Below are 18,874 nucleotides of genomic sequence, written 5' to 3'. Positions count from 1 at the left end.
GCTTAAAAGTTCTTATAATTTAATTTTCACAATCGCATTTTCTGCCATTTTTGGTATCCATAAATATTCTCCATCAAAAAACATATCCGCAGGCCCTTGAATATAATCTAACTTTAATTTTTCTTCCTTATTATCTTTTATCTTGTAGATATAACCTTGTAAATTTTTACCCCAACTTGACACTAAAAGATTTTTATTTTTATCATATACTATACCATCAAATTGTTCTATTTTTGAACTTAATTCTTGAATTTTTTTAGATTGTAAATCTATACAAATCACCTTTCCACCTGATTTATCACTTGGATCATAACCAGCTACAAGCAAGGAGTTTTTATCTATCAACAATCCATTTGGTCCACCGTATTTTGGATCTAAATGAATGAAATTTTCATATTTTTTTGTTTTTAAATACACTTTGTGAATATATCCTGTGCCCGTATCACTAACCAACAAAACATCATCATTTAAAACCGCTATATCATTTAAAAAAACCGCATTGTTTATAGGAAGTTTAAAAACCTCTTTTTTATTTACCACATCAAAACCATAAACTACATCAATATCCACCACATATAAAGTATTGCCTATTTTAGACATACCTTTTGGTGCATGAAGATTTTTAATAAACTCTAATTCTAAAATCTTTCCATTTGAATCTAGTTTAGATATAAATCCATCGTTATCTTTATCTAGTGGGGCTAGCTTTTTTCCCACATTTGACACATAAACTACACTTTCATCTACATACACACTCTCAGGATGCGAAAATCCTTTAAATTTTTGAATTTCCAAAGCATTTGCACCGCAAAATGCAAACAAAGCCAAAGCTAAGATATTTTTTCTCATGATGTTACCTTTCTTAAATTTTATTAAAAATTCTAGTAAAAATTTAAAATAAAATCTATCATTTTTGGGATAAAAAATATAAGTTTTTTGATTTTTGCTCTTGTTTTGGAGTAATACCATATCTTTTTTTATATCTTGCTATAAACCAAGCAGGTGAATTAAAGCCAAGCTCATGACAAATTTGAGTAATATTTTTCGTAGAAAATTCAAGTAGAAATTTAGCCTTTTCAAAACGCTTATTATCAAGCCATTCTTTTGCGCTAATGCCAAAACTTTGCTTGAAATTACGACTAAAACTTGCTATGTCCATCTTGCTAAATTTTGCCATAGAAGCTACATTTTCAAAATCATTTTGACAATATGCAAACATCTGATAAAGCTCTAGTTTAAAACCACTTAAAACCATCTTTAAAAAAGCTAGAAATTCTGCATTATCCTCACTATATAATAAAGACAAAAACAATTCTTCAAATTTTAACTTAAACAAACGCTCATTATAAACACAAGCACTATCTATACAAGGCAAAAAAGATTCAAATATGCTTTTTGTTATAAGATCAGCTTTTAAACCAAATAAGCTTTTATTGTATTTTGATGTATCTAGTTTTAAGATTAATTCTTTGTATTTAAAAACAAATTCCACCAAAATGCTTTCTTTAAAACATAAAATAATAGACTCGTACTTGCCTTCAGTATCAAGATAATCCCGAATCGAAAAAGAGTTCTTAGTAAAAAATACAAGCTCATCTTGTTTCACACTAAAGTGATTATCCATACTATGGATACTTTTGCTTCCATTTAAAATATAAACCAAAGCATAATCTTCAAACAACACTTCTTGACTTACACAAGTAGAAGTATTTTTAACATACCAACACAAGGAAAATAAAGAATTTTTTACTGTATTTTTACTCATTTTTTCTAAGTCTTTTGGAAAAATCAATTTCTACCTTTTTTTATAAGTTTTTTGATTATTTTAATTTATAAAAGACAATAAAAATAATTTTTTCTTTCTAATATATGTTACAATAAAACAATTTTTTTACAAAAAGGAGAAATAATGAAAAAAATCATACTAGGTTCATTACTAGCATCAAGCTTTTTATTTGGGGCAAATTTAGAAAATTTTAATCCAAAAGCGCAAAAAGAACATTTACTTATCAAAATGCAAGTTCTTGACAAAAAAGCAAATAAAGATGCAGGAGAAATCGTAGCAGTGCAAACCCCTTATGGAGTAGCATTTTACCCAAATCTTCAAGGTTTAGAAAGTGGAATTCATGGCTTTCATGTACATGCAAATGCAGATTGTGGAGCAACCGACAAAGGTCTAGGAATGAAAGCAGGAGGACACTGGGATCCTGAAAAAACTGACGCACACTCAAGCCCATGGGATGATAAAGGTCATAAAGGTGATTTACCACCACTTTATGTTGAAAAAGATGGAAAAGCAACTAATCCTGTATTAGCACCAAAGATCAAAACCCTTGATGAATTAAAAAACCATGCTTTAATGATACATTTTGGCGGGGATAATCACAGTGATCACCCAGCTGCACTTGGTGGAGGTGGTGCTAGAATGGCTTGTGGAGTTATTCACTAACCATACTAAAGGCTTTTGCCTTTAGTATTATTTAAAAAGTTTAGTAAAATCAAAATCGCCCATAGAATCAAAACTTGTTCCACCAAAACTTTGGCTTGGACTATAACTAGCAATAGCCACTGCAAGTTCTGAAAGCATAGAAGCAATTTCTTCTCTTTTATCTTCAATATAAGCTTTCATACCTTCATAGTCGCTTGTTTCTAAAATTTTCAAAGGATTATAAATTTCAAACGCAAATGCCTTTGAGCCAACATTGACATTATAATTATTATCAAATAAAGCATTACCCAAAAAAGAACAATTATCTACTATCTTTAAGCTTTCACTTGCGATCAATACTTTATCTTGTACATCTTCATAATTTTTATCTTCTAAAATTTTTGAAATTTTTTTCAAAGAAGAATCTAAAATTTGCAACGCACCTACAAAATCATTTGCATCGGTGATATCTTCGCTAAATTTTTGTGTTTGGTGTTTTAAATTTGCACCTTCTATACTAGAACCTACTTGTCCTAAATGTTTTTGTAAGATTTCTAATTCATCTCTCATGATTACACCTTCCTTGTTATTGCTATAACAAGGGAAGCATTTTTTATTCCAAATTTTGACTAATCCAAAGCCTAAAATCTTTAGCAAATAGCATAAAAAGCTCATTGTAATTTTGGATCAAAACTTCAGGCGCATTGTCGGTTAATTTTTTTTCATAATAAAAATATTCACTAGCCAAGAGTTTTTTAGTATTAATATGCACCCAATTTAAATTAATACCTAATTTTATTTTAGAATGCACCTCATCGCTAAAATCTTGCTCTAATATATCCACCTTACTTTCTAAAACATAATCAGCACTTGCTAGGCTATCTTGATTTAATACTGCTTTAAATGCATTTAAATCTTGCAAGTGAAACTCTAAAAAATCTTTTATCATCAACGCGGGGTTTTGTTTCCAAAAATGATAAGCATAAGCATTAATAACATGATTTTTTTTATAAAAAATTTCATTAGTATAAGCTAAGCCCTTAGGTAAAGAAACTATGATAGTAGAATTTTTCATTTTATTTTGACTTTGCTCTAACTTTTCTAAATTAATACTAAAATATTTATTTGCAGGCAAAGTTTGACTTGGATTAATTAAAGAACAAGCACTAAAAAAAATAGCTATTAAACTAGTATATAAAAATTTCATTTTATTCTCCTGGGGCATATTGAATGGCTTTATCTTTATAAATTACATCTGAAGGATTTTGCTTTAAATTTTTTAATAATTGAGTAAAGTCTAAAAATAAAACTCTTAAAATATCTAAATTTTCATTTAAAAGCATTCTGCTTTTATTGAGTTCATTAAGTTGACTATTAGCATTGTTTAAAAAAATTGAAAAATCATCTGAACTTTTACCAAGTTTAGAGCTTGTTTTACTTAAATTTTCTAAAAAAATCGGTGTATTAGCATTTAAATACGCAAAAAGATCGGATGAATTTTGTAAAATTTGTTCTATGTTTTTTAAATTTTTATCATTCAAAAGATTTTCTAACTTAACTTTTGAAACATTAATAAGTTCTAAAAGATTATTTGCTTGCTTATCTATATTCGTAAAAAAACTTACTTTTGATTTTATAATAGGATAAACATCGCCATTTGTTTTTAAAACACTAGCCTCTTCGCTACCCCCTGCAAGCTGAATAAATTTAAAGCCTGTTATACCTTGAATTTGCAGGCTTGCATAAGTATCTGTTTTAACTACTAAATTTGAATCAAGTTTGACTAAAATTTTTACTCTTAACTGCTTGCTTGAGCTATCTATGCTAATATTTTCAACACTACCAACATCAACTCCTAAAAATTTAACTGGAGCTTTTACACTAAGCCCTGCGACTGATTCTTCCATATAGATTTCATAATATTTAAAAGATTTCTCATCTTTTAAATTTCCATACCAAATTATAAAATACAAACTGATAAAAAATAATACACTAACAAAAACTCCAATCAAAATATAATTTGCTTTATTCTCCATTATTGCATAAACCTCTCATAAAGTCTTAGATTTTGCTCTTGTAAAGCCTCAATATTTCCTAAAAAACCAACTTTTTTATCCTCTATAATCAAAAAGCGATTTAAAACATTTCTCATACTCTCTTTGTCATGAGTAATTAAAATCACACACAATTTAAAACTTTGTTTTAAACTCAAAAGCAACTCATCAAATTCTCTTGAACTATAAGGATCAAGCCCTGAAGTTGGTTCATCTAAAAAAAGTAATTTACTATCAAGCGCTAAAGCCCTGGCTATAGCTACTCTTTTTTTCATACCTCCGCTTATTTCACTAGGATAAAGTTTAGCTACACTTTCATCAAGCCCCACCATCTTAAGCTTCATCATAACTATTTCTTTAATGTCATTTTTATTAAGCTTTGTGTATTCAACCAAGGGTATGCTAATATTTTCAAGGATATTAAAAAAGCTAAACAATGCCCCATATTGAAAAACAACACCCCATTGTTTTTGCAAAAACAAAGCATCTTCATCGCTTATATTTTTTAATCTCTTACCTAAAATTTCATACTCGCCCTTATCAAAATGCTCAAGCATTAGCATTTGTCTTAAAAGCACAGATTTACCGCTACCACTACCACCTAAAATGCCAAAAATTTCATTATCTTGCACTTCAAAACTAATACCATCATGCACACATTTACTTCCAAAATAAGTGCTAATACTTTTGGCTTTTATGATCAAAATCCAGCCTTTGTTAAAAATATTGAAAAAATTGCATCAAAAGCTATCACCCAAAAAATAGCATTTACCACACTTTTTGTTGTATAAACACCTATGCTCTCAGTAGTTTTTTGTACAAAAAATCCTCTAAAACAAGCAATAGAAGCAATTAAAAATCCAAAAATAGGTGCTTTTATAAGTCCTATGAGAATATGTCTTAACTCCACTGCTTCTTTAAAACGACCCATAAATTCACTCACACTAATTTCTAAACTAAACCAAGCAACTACAATTCCACCTATAATACTTAAAATATCAGCTACTATCACCACCAAAGGCATAGCAAATGCTAAAGCTAAAACCCTGGGTAAAATAATAAACTCACTTTCTTTAAAGCCCATAGTTTTCATAGCATCGATCTCATCAGTAAGTTTCATCACTCCAATTTGAGCTGTGTAAGAACTTGCACTTCTTCCTGCAATAACAATAGCACTAATTAACGGTGCAAGTTCTCTAGTAGCAGAAATTCCCATTAAATCAACAATATAAATATTCGCACCAAATTGTGCAAGTTGATACGCAGCTTGATAAGCAAGTACCACACCTACAAGTAATGAAGTTAACATAATGATAGGCAAAGCATTAATGGCACTATTTTCTACATGATATAAAAATGCTTTAAAACGAAGTTTTTTAGGATTTAAAAGTGTTTTTAAACAAGTATAATTAATAAGCCCTATAAAATTTAAAAACTGCACTAAAAGCACAAAACAATCAACAACTTTTTTTCCTAAATTTTCAAAAAAATCTTTGATTGTTTTTTTATTTTCATGAGAATTATGAAAGCTTTTGTAATGTTTTTGACAAAGTTCAAAAAGTTTAGCATGTTCGCTTTTGAGATTTATCCTACTAAGCTCAAAATCTTTTTGCTTTAACTCATTTTCTAAAGCTAAAAAATACCTAATCCCAGCAGTGTCTATAAAATCTAAATTTGCAAAATCAAAAATAATATTTTTTTGAGTAGGAAAATCTAATTTTTCCAATTTTCCTACGCTAGTTTTATCCCATATACCAAAGACGCTAAAAATGCATTCTTGATTTTTAACATCTTTGATGATTTTATTTTTCATCACATAAACTTAAAATATAAGAGCTTAACTTCTCTTCACTAAATCCAAAATACTCAAATACATCTTTATCTTTTCCACTTTCACCAAAACTTTCTATACCATACACCTCATCACAAATTCTATAAAGCTCGTTTGAATTTGCAGCTTCCACACCTATAACCTTACCTTGTAAAATTCTTTCTTTGTATAATTTTTCTTGAGCGATAAATAATTCATAACATGGCATAGAAACCACATTCGCAATCACGCCTTTTTCTTTTAAAAGCTTAGCTACTTTTAGACACAATGACACCTCACTACCACTAGCTAAAAGTGTAAATTGCGCATTGGTATTTTCTTCTAGCAAATAAGCCCCATTTTCCACATCTCCAAAAATAGGCTCACTTAAAGCACTTAATTTTTGACGCGATAAAACAAAAACACTTGGCATATTAGTTTTAAGTGCTATTTGCCATGCTTTTACATTTTCAACCCCATCAGCTACTCTAAATGTTAGTGAATTTGGCATAGCTCTAAAAGTACTAAGCTGCTCTATAGGTTGGTGTGTTGGACCATCTTCACCAACCCCTATGCTATCATGAGTAAAGATGAAAAAATGTTTAACTTTCATCAAAGCTGCTATTCTTGCAGCAGGTTTTAAATACTCACTAAATATAAAAAATGTAGCACAATAAGGCATAAACAAACCATATCTTGCAAAAGCATTTGATATCGCAGCCATTGCATGCTCTCTTATGCCATAATGGATATTTTTACCATTTGGAAAATCACCCATATCTTTAAGTTCAGTTTTATTTGATGGGCCTAAATCTGCACTACCACCTAAAAATCCCGGTAAGGCTTTAGCTATAGCATTTAAAATCATACCATTGCTATCTCTAGTAGCTAGATCTTGTCCTTTAAAATCAGGAAATTGTATTTTTGAAAAATCAGGATCTAAAAGCTCTTTTAACAAAGCTTGTTTTGAAGGATCAAGCTTATTAACCTTATCTTGCCATTTAGCTTGTGCTAAATCTCCAAGTTCTATTGCCCCGCTAAAGCGAATTTTAACCTCTTCTGGAATTTCAAAAGTTTTTTGTGGATCAAAACCTAAAGCTTCTTTTGCTTTTTTAATAAGCTCTTCACCTAAAGGTGCTCCGTGAGAATGATGACTTCCTTCAAGATCCAAAGCGCCTTTTGCTATGGTAGTATGTGCGATAATCAAGCAAGGCTTTTTACTTTCTTTAGCAGTTTTTAACGCTAAGTCAATTTGCTCAAAATCATGCCCATCTATTTCAAGTACTTCAAAATTTTGCGCTCTAAAACGCTCTTTTACATTTTCATTAAAGGCGATTGCCACATCACCTTCGATTGAAATATTATTGCTATCATAAATAATGATTAAATTATCAAGATTATGCACGCCTGCTAAAGAACAAGCTTCATAAGAAATTCCTTCTTGCAAGTCTCCATCACCACATAAACAATACACTTTGTGATTGATAATATCTTCGCCCAAAAGCAAGCTTGCTTTTTTAGCAGCCATAGCAAAACCCACCGCATTTGCAATACCTTGTCCTAAAGGCCCTGTAGCAATCTCAACTCCTGGGGTAAAAATTTCAGGATGGCCTGGAGTTTTAGAGTGTAATTGGCGGAAATTTTTTAAATCTTCTAAACTTATATCATAACCACTCAAATGTAAAAAACTATAAAGCAAGGCACTTGCATGACCGCCTGAAAAAACTAATCTATCACGGTTTAACCAAGTTGGATCTTTTGGATTATGTACCAAATGGGTACTTAAAACACTTATAATATCTGCTAAACCCATTGGAGCGCCTGGGTGACCTGAATTTGCTTTTTGCACCATATCTGCACATAAAAATCTTATCGTATTAGCTTGTTTTTGTAACATTTTTAACCCTTTAAATATTTATCAATCAAAATTTGAAGCTCATTAGCAAGCTTAGAATCTAAATTTTTCATTTTTTCTTCGCATAATGCAATTTTATCATCTTTTGCCTTTTTAGCACCCTCTAAACCCAAAAGTTTCACAAAAGAATTTTTGTGCAAGTCATTATGAGTTGGCTTACCTGCTTCTTGAGTATCTAAAGTCGCATCGATAATGTCATCTTTAATTTGAAAAACTAACCCTATCAAAAGTCCTATTTCATAAATTTGCTCGCATTCTTTTTCATCTAACTCACAAATTTCACAACCCATTTTTAAAGCCGCTGCGATTAATCTTGCAGTTTTATGAATATGCAAAAACTCAACTTGTTCTAAATTTAGCAGCTGATCTTCAAAATAACAATCAATCGCCTGACCGATGATCATACCACCAAGCCCAGCATTAAAAGCTAAGCTTTCTATAAGTTTTATTTTTACACTTTCTTTTAAGTCAAGCCTTGAAAGCAGTAAAAAAGCTTCAGTATTCAAAGCATCACCCACTAAAATAGCAGTGGTTTCATCATATTTTTTGTGTAAAGTTTGTTTTCCTCTACGCAAAGAAGCATTATCCATAGCAGGTAAATCATCATGTATTAAAGAGTAAGTATGGATAAATTCCAAAGCCAAGGCAGCATTTAAAGCTTTATCAAGCAAAGTAGAATTTTTTACATTAACTATACCCAAAAGAAGTTGGGCTCTAAAATGCTTTCCACCAGCTTCTAGCATCCATTTTAAAGCCTCATTGAAAAAAGGATGAAAACCCTCTGCTTTGGGAAAGTTTTGCTCTAAATGTTGTTTGAATTTTTGCAAAATCACTTATTTAACCTTATAAAAAAGTCAAAATATCCTTTATTAAAATGTTCAAAATCATTATTTATAGCCGAAGGGATATTTGTCGCTTGTCTTGAGATTAAAACATCAAAAGTATTAGCTTGAGTTAATATGGCTTGAAGTTCATTGAAATTATTGATTTTTTGATTATTAATTCTTAGGATTTTATCCCCTTTTAAAAATCCAGCCATTTGTGCTTTAGAATTTGGAGTGACTTCTGTAACATTCATTTTCATATCTACGCGTAATCCTATATTGCTATAAAAAGAACTTGGCTTAGCTTGAACCACTTTTTTAGGTTTAGCAAATATACCCAAATCCTTATCAAAAACCATAGTGGAGATATTAACATCTTTATTATCTCTTAATACATTAAAGTATAAAGTTGCACCACGATCAGCAAATAAAATTTTCTCATTCAGTTTTCTTAGATCATCATAAACTTGACCATCCACACTAACTAACTCATCATTAAGTAAAAATTGTCCGTTTTTGCGTACATTTTTAACATAAATTTTACCATCACGCATATCAAAATCTACACCGATATCACCCCAATATACATCAGGATATTTTGCAAAATGTTTTAAATAACGATTTCCTATAAGCTTACCATTATCTAAAGTAATACCTAGCATTTTACAACAAGGCGAATTTAATTCTCCGATCTTAGAAGTAAAATCAAGCTGATCGCGTTCTGTTAAGTTTTGTCCAAAATACTTCAAATGCCCTATATAGCTTTGATTATTATCTAAAATTCCCACCCAGCTATTGCGTGTTAAATCTTCTTCATTTCCCATAGGTGCAGGGATTAAACTAAAATCAGTTTTTACTAAATACAAATTTAAAAAAGGATCATATTTGGCATAACTGTTTAATTTTGCATTTTTAGTTTTAACTACTGCTAAAGTATTTTCATTTAAAGCAAAAGCAGGTAAGCCTTCATAAATCAACATACTAGCTTTATTTTTTTCATAACAACCCAAAAAATCATTAAAAGTCGGTCTTGGTATAGCAAAAACCAATCCAACTATACCTAAAATACAAAGCAAAATTCTCATAGCATTCCCATTCCGCTAAATAAATTACTAGCCATTGATTTTTTATTTTGTTCTACCATTTTGAACACATCATTAATAGCAGCTATTAATAAAATTTGCATTGATTCTTTATCTTCTAGCAAAGAATCATCAACGTTTATATCGATAATTTCGCCTTTACCATTTGCACTAACTTTAACTAAGCCACCACCGCTTTTTGCGCTAAATTCTTTTTTTAAAGCTTCTTGCTCTAATTCATTTGCTTTTTCTTGAGCCTTAGTTAAAAGCTCACCCATTTTAGAAAAATCCATATTTTCAAACATTTATTTTCCTTCATTTAATATCTCTAATACTGCTTCTTTATCATTAAAAGGGTATTTTACACCCTTAATTTCTTGATAAGTTTCATCACCCTTACCTAAAATCACCACAAAATCATCTTTTGTTTTAAGTTTTAAAGCTTTTTTAATCGCTTCTTTTCTATCACATTCTACTAGAATGCTTTCATCTTTTTCTACACCACTTAAAATATCACTAATAATATCCATGGGCTCTTCAAAGCGAGGATTATCGCTTGTAATGATGAGTGTTTTAGCATAATGTTTTGCAATTTTTGCCATTAAAGGACGCTTGGTTTTATCTCTATTTCCACCCGCTCCAAAAACCACAATCAAATTGCGATATTTTAAAGTATCTAAAACCTTTTCTATACCATCTGGTGTATGTGCAAAATCTACAATCACATCTTTTGCAACCACTTGCATTCTACCTTCTATGCCACCAAAATTACCAATAGCCTTTTCAAGCTCTTTTAAATTTGGCTTAACAAGTTCATTCACACAAGCACTTGCAGCTAAAAGATTATAAAGATTAAAAAGTCCCACCAAAGAAGAGTCAATCATAAAATTTTCTTTGCCAAAATTTACTACCGCTTCTATGCCATTTTTTAAAGCATAAGCTTTGATGTGATAATAGCTTGGATTTTCCACTCCATAAGTAAAAGCACCTTTAACATTAAAATTAATAGCTTTTGCATCTTTGTTGATAAATTTCATACACTCATCGGTAAAAAAACTTTCTTTTGCTTGTTTATAATTTTCAAAATTTCCATGAAAGTCTAAATGATCTTGAGTGATATTAGTAAAAATTTTAGCCTTAAACTCAAGTCCTTCAATACGGTTTTGCACCAAAGCATGCGAACTTACTTCCATGATTAAAAATTCACATTTTTCCTTGGATGCTAAAGACAAAAGTTCTAAAGTTTGCAAAATAGGAGCAGTAGTTAAGCCTTTTGGAGCGATATTTTTATCATTGATATAACTTCCCCTAGTTCCCATCAAAGCACATTTATAACCCAAATCAAGCAAAATAGAATAAATCGCACCTGCGGTGGTTGTTTTACCATTGGTTCCTGTAATGCCTATAATTTGGATATTTTCATCGATATTTAAAAGCTTTTTAACCTCATCAATACTGATAATCTTTGCTTCTTTTTCTAAAGCCTGATGAAGAAATTTTTCATTTTGTGCAGTTTTTAAAAAATAACACCCTTTTTCACATTCGTTAGAATTATCACAAATAAAAGTATTATCAATCCTTACTATCATAATTTAATTCCTTGATTTTCTCACTAAGCTTGATAAATCTATAATTAGAATAAAAATGCGCCGAAACATCTTCCATATAAGCAACAAGCATATCTTTATAACCATGTTCTAAAAGCTTTTCTAAAAAATCCACAAAATCTTCTTTATCATTAATGATAAGTTTATTAGATATTATAACATTTTCCAAAGCTTGTTTAAATCCAACTTTTGCTTCACTAAATAAAAAATCTTGATAACTCAAACCTTCAAAATCCTCACTATCTTCTTCATACTGCACACTTTGACTAAGATTAATAAGTTTTTCTAAGTCTTTATCTACTTTAGTATTTTTATAATTTTGCATAAAAAATTCAAAAAACACAAACGCTTCTTCAGGGCTTTTTAACGCTAAGTCGCAAATATTGATAAAAGTTAAAAGCCTTTTATTTTTATGCTTTTCATACGCAAGAGAAAAATACATCTTGGCATTTTTAAAATCTTTTTTATAAAAACACTCTATGGCTATTTTTTTATAATTTTGCAAATTCGCTTTCTCCACCTACTAAATTTACTATGGTGATATCTGGATGTATGTCGATTTTAAGCTGCTTTTCTAATCCGTATTTTAAAGTTGTTCCACTTGAAGGACAGCCATGACAAGCTCCGATTAACTTCACATAAACTACACCATTTTTAACACCCAAAAAATCAAGTCCCCCGCCATCATTTTCTAAAATATGCATGGTTTTAGCCAAACTTGCTTTGACAGGTTCGATTAACTCCTCATCACTAAAAGGCATATTCATAACTTTTCCTTGATTATTTTTAGTTTAATTTTATCTTATTTGCCTTTAAAAAATGTAAATTATTATTTATTTTAGACTTTTTGCTATACAATGATAAAAAAATCATAGGACTTCATATGCAAAAGCACACGCAAATCAAAGGTTTTGAAAAAATCAAACTCATTTTCATACTAGGCTTTTTGTCTGCCATAGCGCCACTTTCAACTGATATGTATTTACCTGCACTAAATGAAGTAGAAAAAAGCTTTCAAACCAATTCTTTTTATACTCAACTTTCCCTTGCAAGTTTTTTCATAGCCTTTTCTTTAGGTCAGCTTTTTTATGGGCCATTAAGTGATGTATATGGCAGAAAAAAACCCTTATATATAGGACTTTTTATTTTCATTTCTTCAAGTATTGCTTGTGTTTTGGTTGATTCCATTCATGCTTTTATAGCTTTGCGTTTTTTTGAAGCTTTGGGAGGTTGTGTGGGCGTAGTCGTAGCAAGGGCTATAGTAAATGATGTTTTTGAGCTTAAAGAAGCAGCAGGAGTTTATGCTTTAATGATGGTTTTTACTTCTTTAGCTCCTATGCTCTCTCCTACCTTTGGCGGAATTTTGCTAGAATTTTTTTCTTGGCGTAGTATATTTTTGACACTATTCATCTTAGGGTTTATTTTATTTTTACTTGTTATTTTTGCACTTAAGGAAAGCAACCACAACACTCAAAATAAAACATTCAATCACAAGGAAGTTACGAAAAGTTACAAAAAAGTCTTAAAAGATCGTCGTTTTGTGGCATATTTACTTTGTGGCAATTTAATCTTTGCGGGATTTTTTGCTTATTTAACTGGCTCATCTTTTGTTTTTACGCGTTTTTTTGAGCTTAGCCCTCAACAATATGCCGCACTTTTTGGAGCGCATGCTTTAAGTTTTGTTATATGTGCCAACATCAATGCAAGATTAGTCCTTAGATTTTCTCCTTATTATATACTCCCTAGAGCACTTATGATGATTACTTTTTTAACTTTTTTACTCATTTTAGGAGCAACTTTTGATTTAGGCTTTTGGGTTTTTGAAATTCCTTTGTGCTTTATCATAGCAAGCTTAGGCTTTATCCTGCCAAATACTACAACCTTAGCTATGGCAAGATCAAAACAAAACGCAGGAAGTGCTTCAGCGCTCTTAGGTGGAGCGCAATTTGCCATGGCAGGCATGATGGCATTTTTTGTCAGTCTTTTAAATGCGAATACACCTATATTTTTATCAGTTATTTTAGGCACTTGTGCATTTTTATCTTTAGTTTCGTATTTAAGATTAACCAATAAAAGAAAGTTAAATAAAATCAAAAAGAAGTTAAGTGCGATTTCTCGCACTTAATTAAGCAATATTTTTGAAAAGATTCACTAGCTATATCGTGTATTTGTGAAAAAACTTTATATTTGTTTTCAAAATGCTTATAAACAATTTATGTTAAAATTTCACATCATTCAACAAAGGCTTTATCAATGAAAAAAATAGCTACTATTTTTGCAGGAGTTAATGGATCTGGAAAAACTACCTTATATTATAATGAACTTGAAAAAAGCAAAGATTTTGGGCTTAGAATCAACATCGATGAGATTGTAAGTAGTTTTGGCGATTGGAAAAATCAAGAAGATCAATTTAGAGCTTCAAGGATAGCCATTAAAATGCGTGAAAACTATATCAAAAAAGCTTATGATTTTAACCAAGAAACTACACTTTGTGGCACTAGTATTTTATCTTTATTCAAAAAGTTACAAAAAAATTCTTACACTATAAACCTTTACTATATAGGATTGGATTCTCCAAGCACAGCAAAACAAAGAGTTAAGATTCGCGTGGCTAAGGGTGGACACGATATAAAAGAAGAACTCATAGAAAAAAGATACCACGAGTCTTTAAAAAATTTTAACATCATTGCAAAATTTTGCAATCACATCACTATTTTTGACAATACTCAAAATTATAAAAAACTCTTAGAATTTAAAAACAACAAACTAGAAGTATTTGAAACCACTAAATGGCTAGAACCACTAATGATAAATTTTAAAAATCAAAGCTCATAAAATTTTATTTTATTTTGTCGATATACAAATCATGCTACCCACTCCTTAAGGCAAAAAAGAAGTGAGTTAGCAATAGATTGAAGGCTTCAAGGCTATCAAGTATTACAAGGCTACCTCGATAACCTTGTAAAGCTTGATCCCAAGGCTTTAAAACCTTGGGTTAGAATTATTGTTTTAATTGAAGCAAAGTATTTAAAAGCTGATCACTTGTAGTGATAGTCTTAGAACTTGCTTGATATCCTCTTTGTATAACGATAAGCTGAGTTAATGAACGACTCAAATCCACATTCGACATCTCTATCGCAGAAGATTTTAATCCTCCTCTACCACCTTCTCCAGCATGTCCTATGGTAGGAGTTCCTGAGTTTGCAGTAGCTTTGAAAAGGTTATTGCCCATTTCTTCAAGACCCATATTATTTGGGAAAGATGCAAGTGCTACTTTAGCTAAAGCTAGAGTTTTTCCATTTGTAAATTCTCCATACACATAACCATTTTCATCTGTTCTTAACGCATCTGGCTTTAGATTACCGCCTGTGTATCCGTCTGTTTCTTGTTTTGTAGTGGCTGAGTCTTTATCATAGCTTGTTAAACCATTAAAAGCTCCAGTTGTTCCAAAGTCAAGTTTTACTACTTGATCAGGTTTTGAGCCGTTATTTCCTGTAAAATTGATCACATTTGGAGTATAACTTTGTAAAGAGCCATCATTTCCAAATTTTAAATTACCCACTAAAATATTTCCTGGAGCTCCATCTCCACTAAAATTAATCTCAGCAGGTTCAGGAACTGAAATGATGATGGACCATTCAGCCCCACCATCTGCAGTTTTAGTTTCTTTAGTAAATTGAACAGTTAATTCATGCCTACTTCCCAAAGAATCAAAAATTTCTATACTCGCAGTATGCGCTGATAAATACATGTCTTGAGAGTATTTTTCATTATTTCCTGCGTTGAAATTTCCATCTAAGGCACTAAACATCGCTGTGAATTTATCATTTGTAGCGATTTTATTTGCTTCATTAGAATAGCCTGTAACTTTAAAAGTCATATCTTTGCCACCTGTAGGATTGGTGATTTTAAACCTACCATCGCTTTCTACTACTACTTCCACTAAAGGATTAGCATCTTCTCCTTTAGCATCACCATTGTTTATATTTTCCAACGAGCCATCACCATCATAATCCACACCCCATCTTGCATCTCTTTGCAAAAGCTCTCTTAAGTCTTCAGTAGTATGAAACCTTCTTTGACCATTCGCAGTTGGCATATTTGCATTAGCTGGTGGATTTGCACCCGGATTTGGATTTGGCCCTATGTCTACTCCATTTTTACTATAGATATACTCATGAGCAGTTACCACTTGAACGCTGTTTTTGAATTGATTATTTTCAGTTGTTCCTAAAATAGCTGCTTGTGGATTGTTATTAAAAGCAGTAGCATTAACTTGAAGTGCTTGATCTGGAGTTACATTATTTTCAACTTTTTGATTAACTCTAACTTGATAACCCACTGTATTTTCGCCACCTACTGTAATATCTAAATTTTTAGATTTTGCTGTGGTTCCGGTGCTATTATCATTAGTGAATACAAATTGATTATTCACTATAGAAGCTACCACTCCTGTTTCAGCTGTCTTAGCATTGATAGCATTTAAAAAAGTATCTTTACCCACACCCTTTGCTTCAATGCGAACTCCATTGATGGTTATATCTAAAACGGCTTCTCCGCCTCCTTCATAACCCCAAAAAGTATAAGTTTGATTTTGCTCCCATTTGGTAGGATCTGATGGTAAATCTTTATCCATTTTTACATTTGATGTATGCTTAGCATCTGCATAACTTACCCAAATACCTTGTCCATCGCGTAGGTTTAAGCCCTCACCTTGAGCGTTAAATACTACACCCATATCCACACCTTTTTCGGTTACTTGGGCTCCACTTTTAGAAGTAGTGTAAAATTCTGTATGGCCTCTATCATTTTCATTTATATCTTTACCTATATCATTTCTTTTACCATGAGTAGAATCAAGAGCATAGATAGGGCGTTTAGCAGAAGCATTTGAACCCAAACTATTACCACTATCCAAATTTGCAGTAAGACTCACCACAGTACTTGCTTTAGCTGGCATACTCATACCAGGTGGGATGACTATATCTTCTACTGATTTTGAAGAATCTATTTGTCCTGTTTCTTGATTGTAATTCCACCCTTGGACTGTGTAGCCGTTATTATCTACAAAATTTCCTACTGCATCGGTTTTAAAGTCCCCTGCACGAGTAAAAAACTGAGTAGTTCCACCATCGTTTGATACGATGAAAAATCCATCTCCATTTATAGCTAAGTCTGTATTTTTGTCTGTAGTTTGGATATTACCTTGAGAATGTATTCTTGTAGTAGAATTTACACCTGCTCCAAGACCTACTTGCATAGGGTTTTTACCACCTAAGTCTCCATCTGGAGCTGTGGCTATTTTGGATGTTTGACTCATAAGTGTTGAGAAATCCGCACGAGAATACTTAAAACCAAAAGTATTAACATTTGCGATGTTGTTACCTTCTACATCCATTGCGTATTGGTGTGCTTGGAGCCCTGAAACTCCAGCCCAAAGAGATCTCATCATGATTAAATCCTTTAAAAAATATTGCTTTGTGAATATCTCACAATCTTCTATTGCTTAGCAAAATAAAAGCAAGAATTGTTCCAAAAATGTAAATATTTCTAAAACTTGTATAAATTTATAATGTGAATTGTGTAATTAAGAATTGCTAGTATTTTTAAAGACTGATGAAAGAATATCTATATGCTCTAATAAACCTTTTTTGATTTGAGAATTTGAAACTCTCATAGGATCTAACTGAACAATAACCCCTTCTTTTCTTGCGTGTTTTATAGCTGGTATAAAATCACTATCTGCAGTGATAAGAATGATTTTTTCAATTTGCTTTTTTATAGATAAAGTAGCAATATCTAGTCCTATTTTCATATCAACACCTTTTTGCCTAATATCTAAAACAAAATCATCCTCAGTTAAACTATCGATTTCTATCTCTTTATATAAAAGTTGTTTAAATTTATCATAATTTTTGATTTTCCATTGGAAGTTATTTTCATCAATCTCGCCCAATCTTACAGCAAAATATGGTTGCTGTCTTAAACAATCTAATAATCTAGTTCTAAATTTAAAAGTATCGGTTTTTCCAAGATTTAATGATTTATCTGTTTTTTCTATGGGCGGTATAGGAACATTTTTATTTAATGGTTCGCAGTCATAAACATAGACTCTATATAAATAATCTCTATTTCTTTTAACAGACTCAAACACATAATCTTTTAGCTAATTCTTCAGGAGTCATATCTTTGATATGTTTTAAAGTGTTATATCTTTCTATAAAAAAGGATAAATCTACCAAAACAGCAGTTTTTCTAGGCTGTATAACAGAAAAGTTTATATCTTCACTAAAATTATTCATAAAAGCCCTACTATACATAACGAGATGTCAATCTAAAAATAAACGGCTAGACGACTTCTCGCTATGCAATGATGATTTATTATAACATAATAAATTAAAATTGCTATAACTTTTCAAAAAGACATTTGTAAAATTTTGTAAAGTTTTTTTAAAATTACTCGATATAGTCAGTGAATCTTTTCAAAAATATTGCTTAATTAAGCGTGAGAAATCACGCTTAACTTTTATTTCTTTCTTTTAATTTAGCAATCACATCATTTAAACTCAAATCCGCATCAGCCAATAAAACATCTAAATGATAAAGCAAGTCTGCTGCTTCGCAGATTAATTCATCTTTATCTTTAACAGTAGCAGCTAAAGCGGTTTCAACGCCTTCTTCACCTACTTTTTGTGCGATGCGTTTAGTGCCTTTTGCAAAAAGTTCAGCTGTATAAGAAGAATTTGGGGTAGCATTTTTTCTTGAATAAATGAGCTTTTCAAGGCGTGATAAAAATACAAAATCAGCTTTTTTAGAAAGCGTTTCAAAACAAGAAGTATCGCCTGTATGACAAGTAGCGCCTTGAGCTTTTACAAGGATTAAAATACAATCTCTATCACAATCAAGTCCCATATCTATGATATGCAAGAAATTCCCACTTTGCTCACCTTTCATCCACAAACGCTCTTTAGTGCGTGAGTAAAACACAACTTTTTGATGTTTAAAGCTTTCTTTTAAAGCTTCTTCGTTCATATAACCTTGCATTAAAACTTCACACGAGTGGTAATCTTGAATGATCACCGGAACAAGCCCATCAACCTTTTGCCAATTTATACTTTTTATAAATTCTTCTTCATTTACACCCATAGTTTTTC

At 31.1% G+C, this 18,874-nt stretch carries 19 protein-coding genes and 1 pseudogene; 3 read left to right on the top strand and 17 right to left on the bottom strand.

The window, feature by feature from the left end:
• Positions 1-12: 12 nt before the first annotated feature.
• Both CSUB8523_RS00640 and CSUB8523_RS00635 read right to left on the bottom strand, forming a co-directional pair.
• Complete coding sequence (locus CSUB8523_RS00640; protein WP_043020326.1) at positions 13-849, bottom strand: NHL repeat-containing protein; 837 nt, start codon at positions 847-849, stop codon at positions 13-15.
• A 58-nt stretch (positions 850-907) separates the two neighbouring features.
• A complete protein-coding gene (locus CSUB8523_RS00635) occupies positions 908-1,792 on the bottom strand; it encodes a helix-turn-helix domain-containing protein (protein ID WP_039662445.1) in 885 nt (294 codons plus the stop codon).
• A gap of 117 nt (positions 1,793-1,909) precedes the next feature.
• On the opposite strand from CSUB8523_RS00635, the gene CSUB8523_RS00630 reads away from it, so the two are divergent.
• The gene (locus tag CSUB8523_RS00630; RefSeq protein WP_039662444.1) at positions 1,910-2,449 is read left to right on the top strand and encodes a superoxide dismutase (Cu/Zn); all 540 of its coding nucleotides are present in this window, start codon (positions 1,910-1,912) and stop codon (positions 2,447-2,449) included.
• 27 nt (positions 2,450-2,476) lie between these two features.
• On the opposite strand, the gene CSUB8523_RS00625 is transcribed toward CSUB8523_RS00630, so the two are convergent.
• The 12 genes from CSUB8523_RS00625 to CSUB8523_RS00570 are packed head-to-tail and all read right to left on the bottom strand — an operon-like array spanning position 2,477 to position 12,481.
• Positions 2,477-2,998: a flagellar FLiS export co-chaperone gene (locus CSUB8523_RS00625; protein ID WP_052242955.1), complete on the bottom strand. Its 522-nt coding sequence runs from the start codon at positions 2,996-2,998 to the stop codon at positions 2,477-2,479.
• A 43-nt stretch (positions 2,999-3,041) separates the two neighbouring features.
• The gene (locus CSUB8523_RS00620) at positions 3,042-3,635 is read right to left on the bottom strand and encodes an ABC-type transport auxiliary lipoprotein family protein (protein WP_043019300.1); all 594 of its coding nucleotides are present in this window, start codon (positions 3,633-3,635) and stop codon (positions 3,042-3,044) included.
• A gap of 1 nt (position 3,636) precedes the next feature.
• Positions 3,637-4,464 (bottom strand): MlaD family protein, encoded by an 828-nt coding sequence (locus CSUB8523_RS00615; protein ID WP_039662441.1) that lies wholly within the window; start codon positions 4,462-4,464, stop codon positions 3,637-3,639.
• Positions 4,464-5,186 carry an ABC transporter ATP-binding protein gene (locus CSUB8523_RS00610; RefSeq protein WP_039662440.1) on the bottom strand — a complete coding sequence of 241 codons (723 nt, stop codon included), beginning with the start codon at positions 5,184-5,186 and terminating at the stop codon, positions 4,464-4,466. Before CSUB8523_RS00610 ends, CSUB8523_RS00615 begins: the two co-directional genes overlap by 1 nt.
• Positions 5,183-6,283 (bottom strand): MlaE family lipid ABC transporter permease subunit, encoded by a 1,101-nt coding sequence (locus CSUB8523_RS00605; protein ID WP_392389809.1) that lies wholly within the window; start codon positions 6,281-6,283, stop codon positions 5,183-5,185. The genes CSUB8523_RS00610 and CSUB8523_RS00605 overlap by 4 nt, the downstream gene beginning before the upstream one ends.
• Before the next feature lies 1 nt (position 6,284).
• The gene (tkt, locus tag CSUB8523_RS00600; protein WP_043019299.1) at positions 6,285-8,189 is read right to left on the bottom strand and encodes a transketolase; all 1,905 of its coding nucleotides are present in this window, start codon (positions 8,187-8,189) and stop codon (positions 6,285-6,287) included.
• Between the two features lie 2 nt (positions 8,190-8,191).
• On the bottom strand, positions 8,192-9,037 hold the full coding sequence (locus CSUB8523_RS00595) for a geranyl diphosphate synthase / farnesyl diphosphate synthase (protein ID WP_043020325.1): 846 nt from the start codon (positions 9,035-9,037) through the stop codon (positions 8,192-8,194).
• The gene (locus CSUB8523_RS00590; protein ID WP_039662436.1) at positions 9,037-10,116 is read right to left on the bottom strand and encodes a DUF7488 domain-containing protein; all 1,080 of its coding nucleotides are present in this window, start codon (positions 10,114-10,116) and stop codon (positions 9,037-9,039) included. The genes CSUB8523_RS00595 and CSUB8523_RS00590 overlap by 1 nt, the downstream gene beginning before the upstream one ends.
• Complete coding sequence (locus tag CSUB8523_RS00585; protein WP_043019298.1) at positions 10,113-10,418, bottom strand: YbaB/EbfC family nucleoid-associated protein; 306 nt, start codon at positions 10,416-10,418, stop codon at positions 10,113-10,115. The genes CSUB8523_RS00590 and CSUB8523_RS00585 overlap by 4 nt, the downstream gene beginning before the upstream one ends.
• Entirely contained in the window at positions 10,419-11,702 is a 1,284-nt protein-coding gene (locus CSUB8523_RS00580) for a UDP-N-acetylmuramoyl-L-alanyl-D-glutamate--2,6-diaminopimelate ligase (protein WP_043019297.1), read from the bottom strand.
• Positions 11,686-12,225, bottom strand: coding sequence for a hypothetical protein (locus CSUB8523_RS00575; RefSeq protein ID WP_043019296.1), 540 nt, complete (start codon positions 12,223-12,225; stop codon positions 11,686-11,688). Before CSUB8523_RS00575 ends, CSUB8523_RS00580 begins: the two co-directional genes overlap by 17 nt.
• Entirely contained in the window at positions 12,212-12,481 is a 270-nt protein-coding gene (locus tag CSUB8523_RS00570) for a NifU family protein (protein ID WP_039664740.1), read from the bottom strand. The genes CSUB8523_RS00575 and CSUB8523_RS00570 overlap by 14 nt, the downstream gene beginning before the upstream one ends.
• A gap of 122 nt (positions 12,482-12,603) precedes the next feature.
• On the opposite strand from CSUB8523_RS00570, the gene CSUB8523_RS00565 reads away from it, so the two are divergent.
• Together CSUB8523_RS00565 and CSUB8523_RS00560 are read left to right on the top strand one after the other, a co-directional pair.
• Positions 12,604-13,845, top strand: coding sequence for a multidrug effflux MFS transporter (locus CSUB8523_RS00565; protein WP_039662429.1), 1,242 nt, complete (start codon positions 12,604-12,606; stop codon positions 13,843-13,845).
• Between the two features lie 128 nt (positions 13,846-13,973).
• Positions 13,974-14,555, top strand: coding sequence for an ATPase (locus tag CSUB8523_RS00560; protein ID WP_039662427.1), 582 nt, complete (start codon positions 13,974-13,976; stop codon positions 14,553-14,555).
• A 166-nt stretch (positions 14,556-14,721) separates the two neighbouring features.
• Here CSUB8523_RS00560 and flgE read toward each other — a convergent pair whose 3' ends face one another.
• The 3 genes and pseudogenes from flgE to hisIE all read right to left on the bottom strand — a co-directional run bounded on the left by flgE (position 14,722) and on the right by hisIE (position 18,866).
• Positions 14,722-17,172 carry a flagellar hook protein FlgE gene (flgE, locus tag CSUB8523_RS00555; protein ID WP_043019295.1) on the bottom strand — a complete coding sequence of 817 codons (2,451 nt, stop codon included), beginning with the start codon at positions 17,170-17,172 and terminating at the stop codon, positions 14,722-14,724.
• Positions 17,173-17,307: 135 nt separating this feature from the next.
• Positions 17,308-17,905, bottom strand: a pseudogene (locus tag CSUB8523_RS00550) (NYN domain-containing protein).
• A gap of 334 nt (positions 17,906-18,239) precedes the next feature.
• Positions 18,240-18,866 carry a bifunctional phosphoribosyl-AMP cyclohydrolase/phosphoribosyl-ATP diphosphatase HisIE gene (gene hisIE / locus CSUB8523_RS00545; protein ID WP_043019294.1) on the bottom strand — a complete coding sequence of 209 codons (627 nt, stop codon included), beginning with the start codon at positions 18,864-18,866 and terminating at the stop codon, positions 18,240-18,242.
• Positions 18,867-18,874 lie beyond the last annotated feature (8 nt).

The sequence above is a fragment of the Campylobacter subantarcticus LMG 24377 genome, from assembly GCF_000816305.1.
Lineage (GTDB): Bacteria > Campylobacterota > Campylobacteria > Campylobacterales > Campylobacteraceae > Campylobacter_D > Campylobacter_D subantarcticus.
The sequence above is the reverse complement of the archived record's forward strand: the minus strand, read 5'-3'. Positions and strand labels throughout refer to the sequence as shown.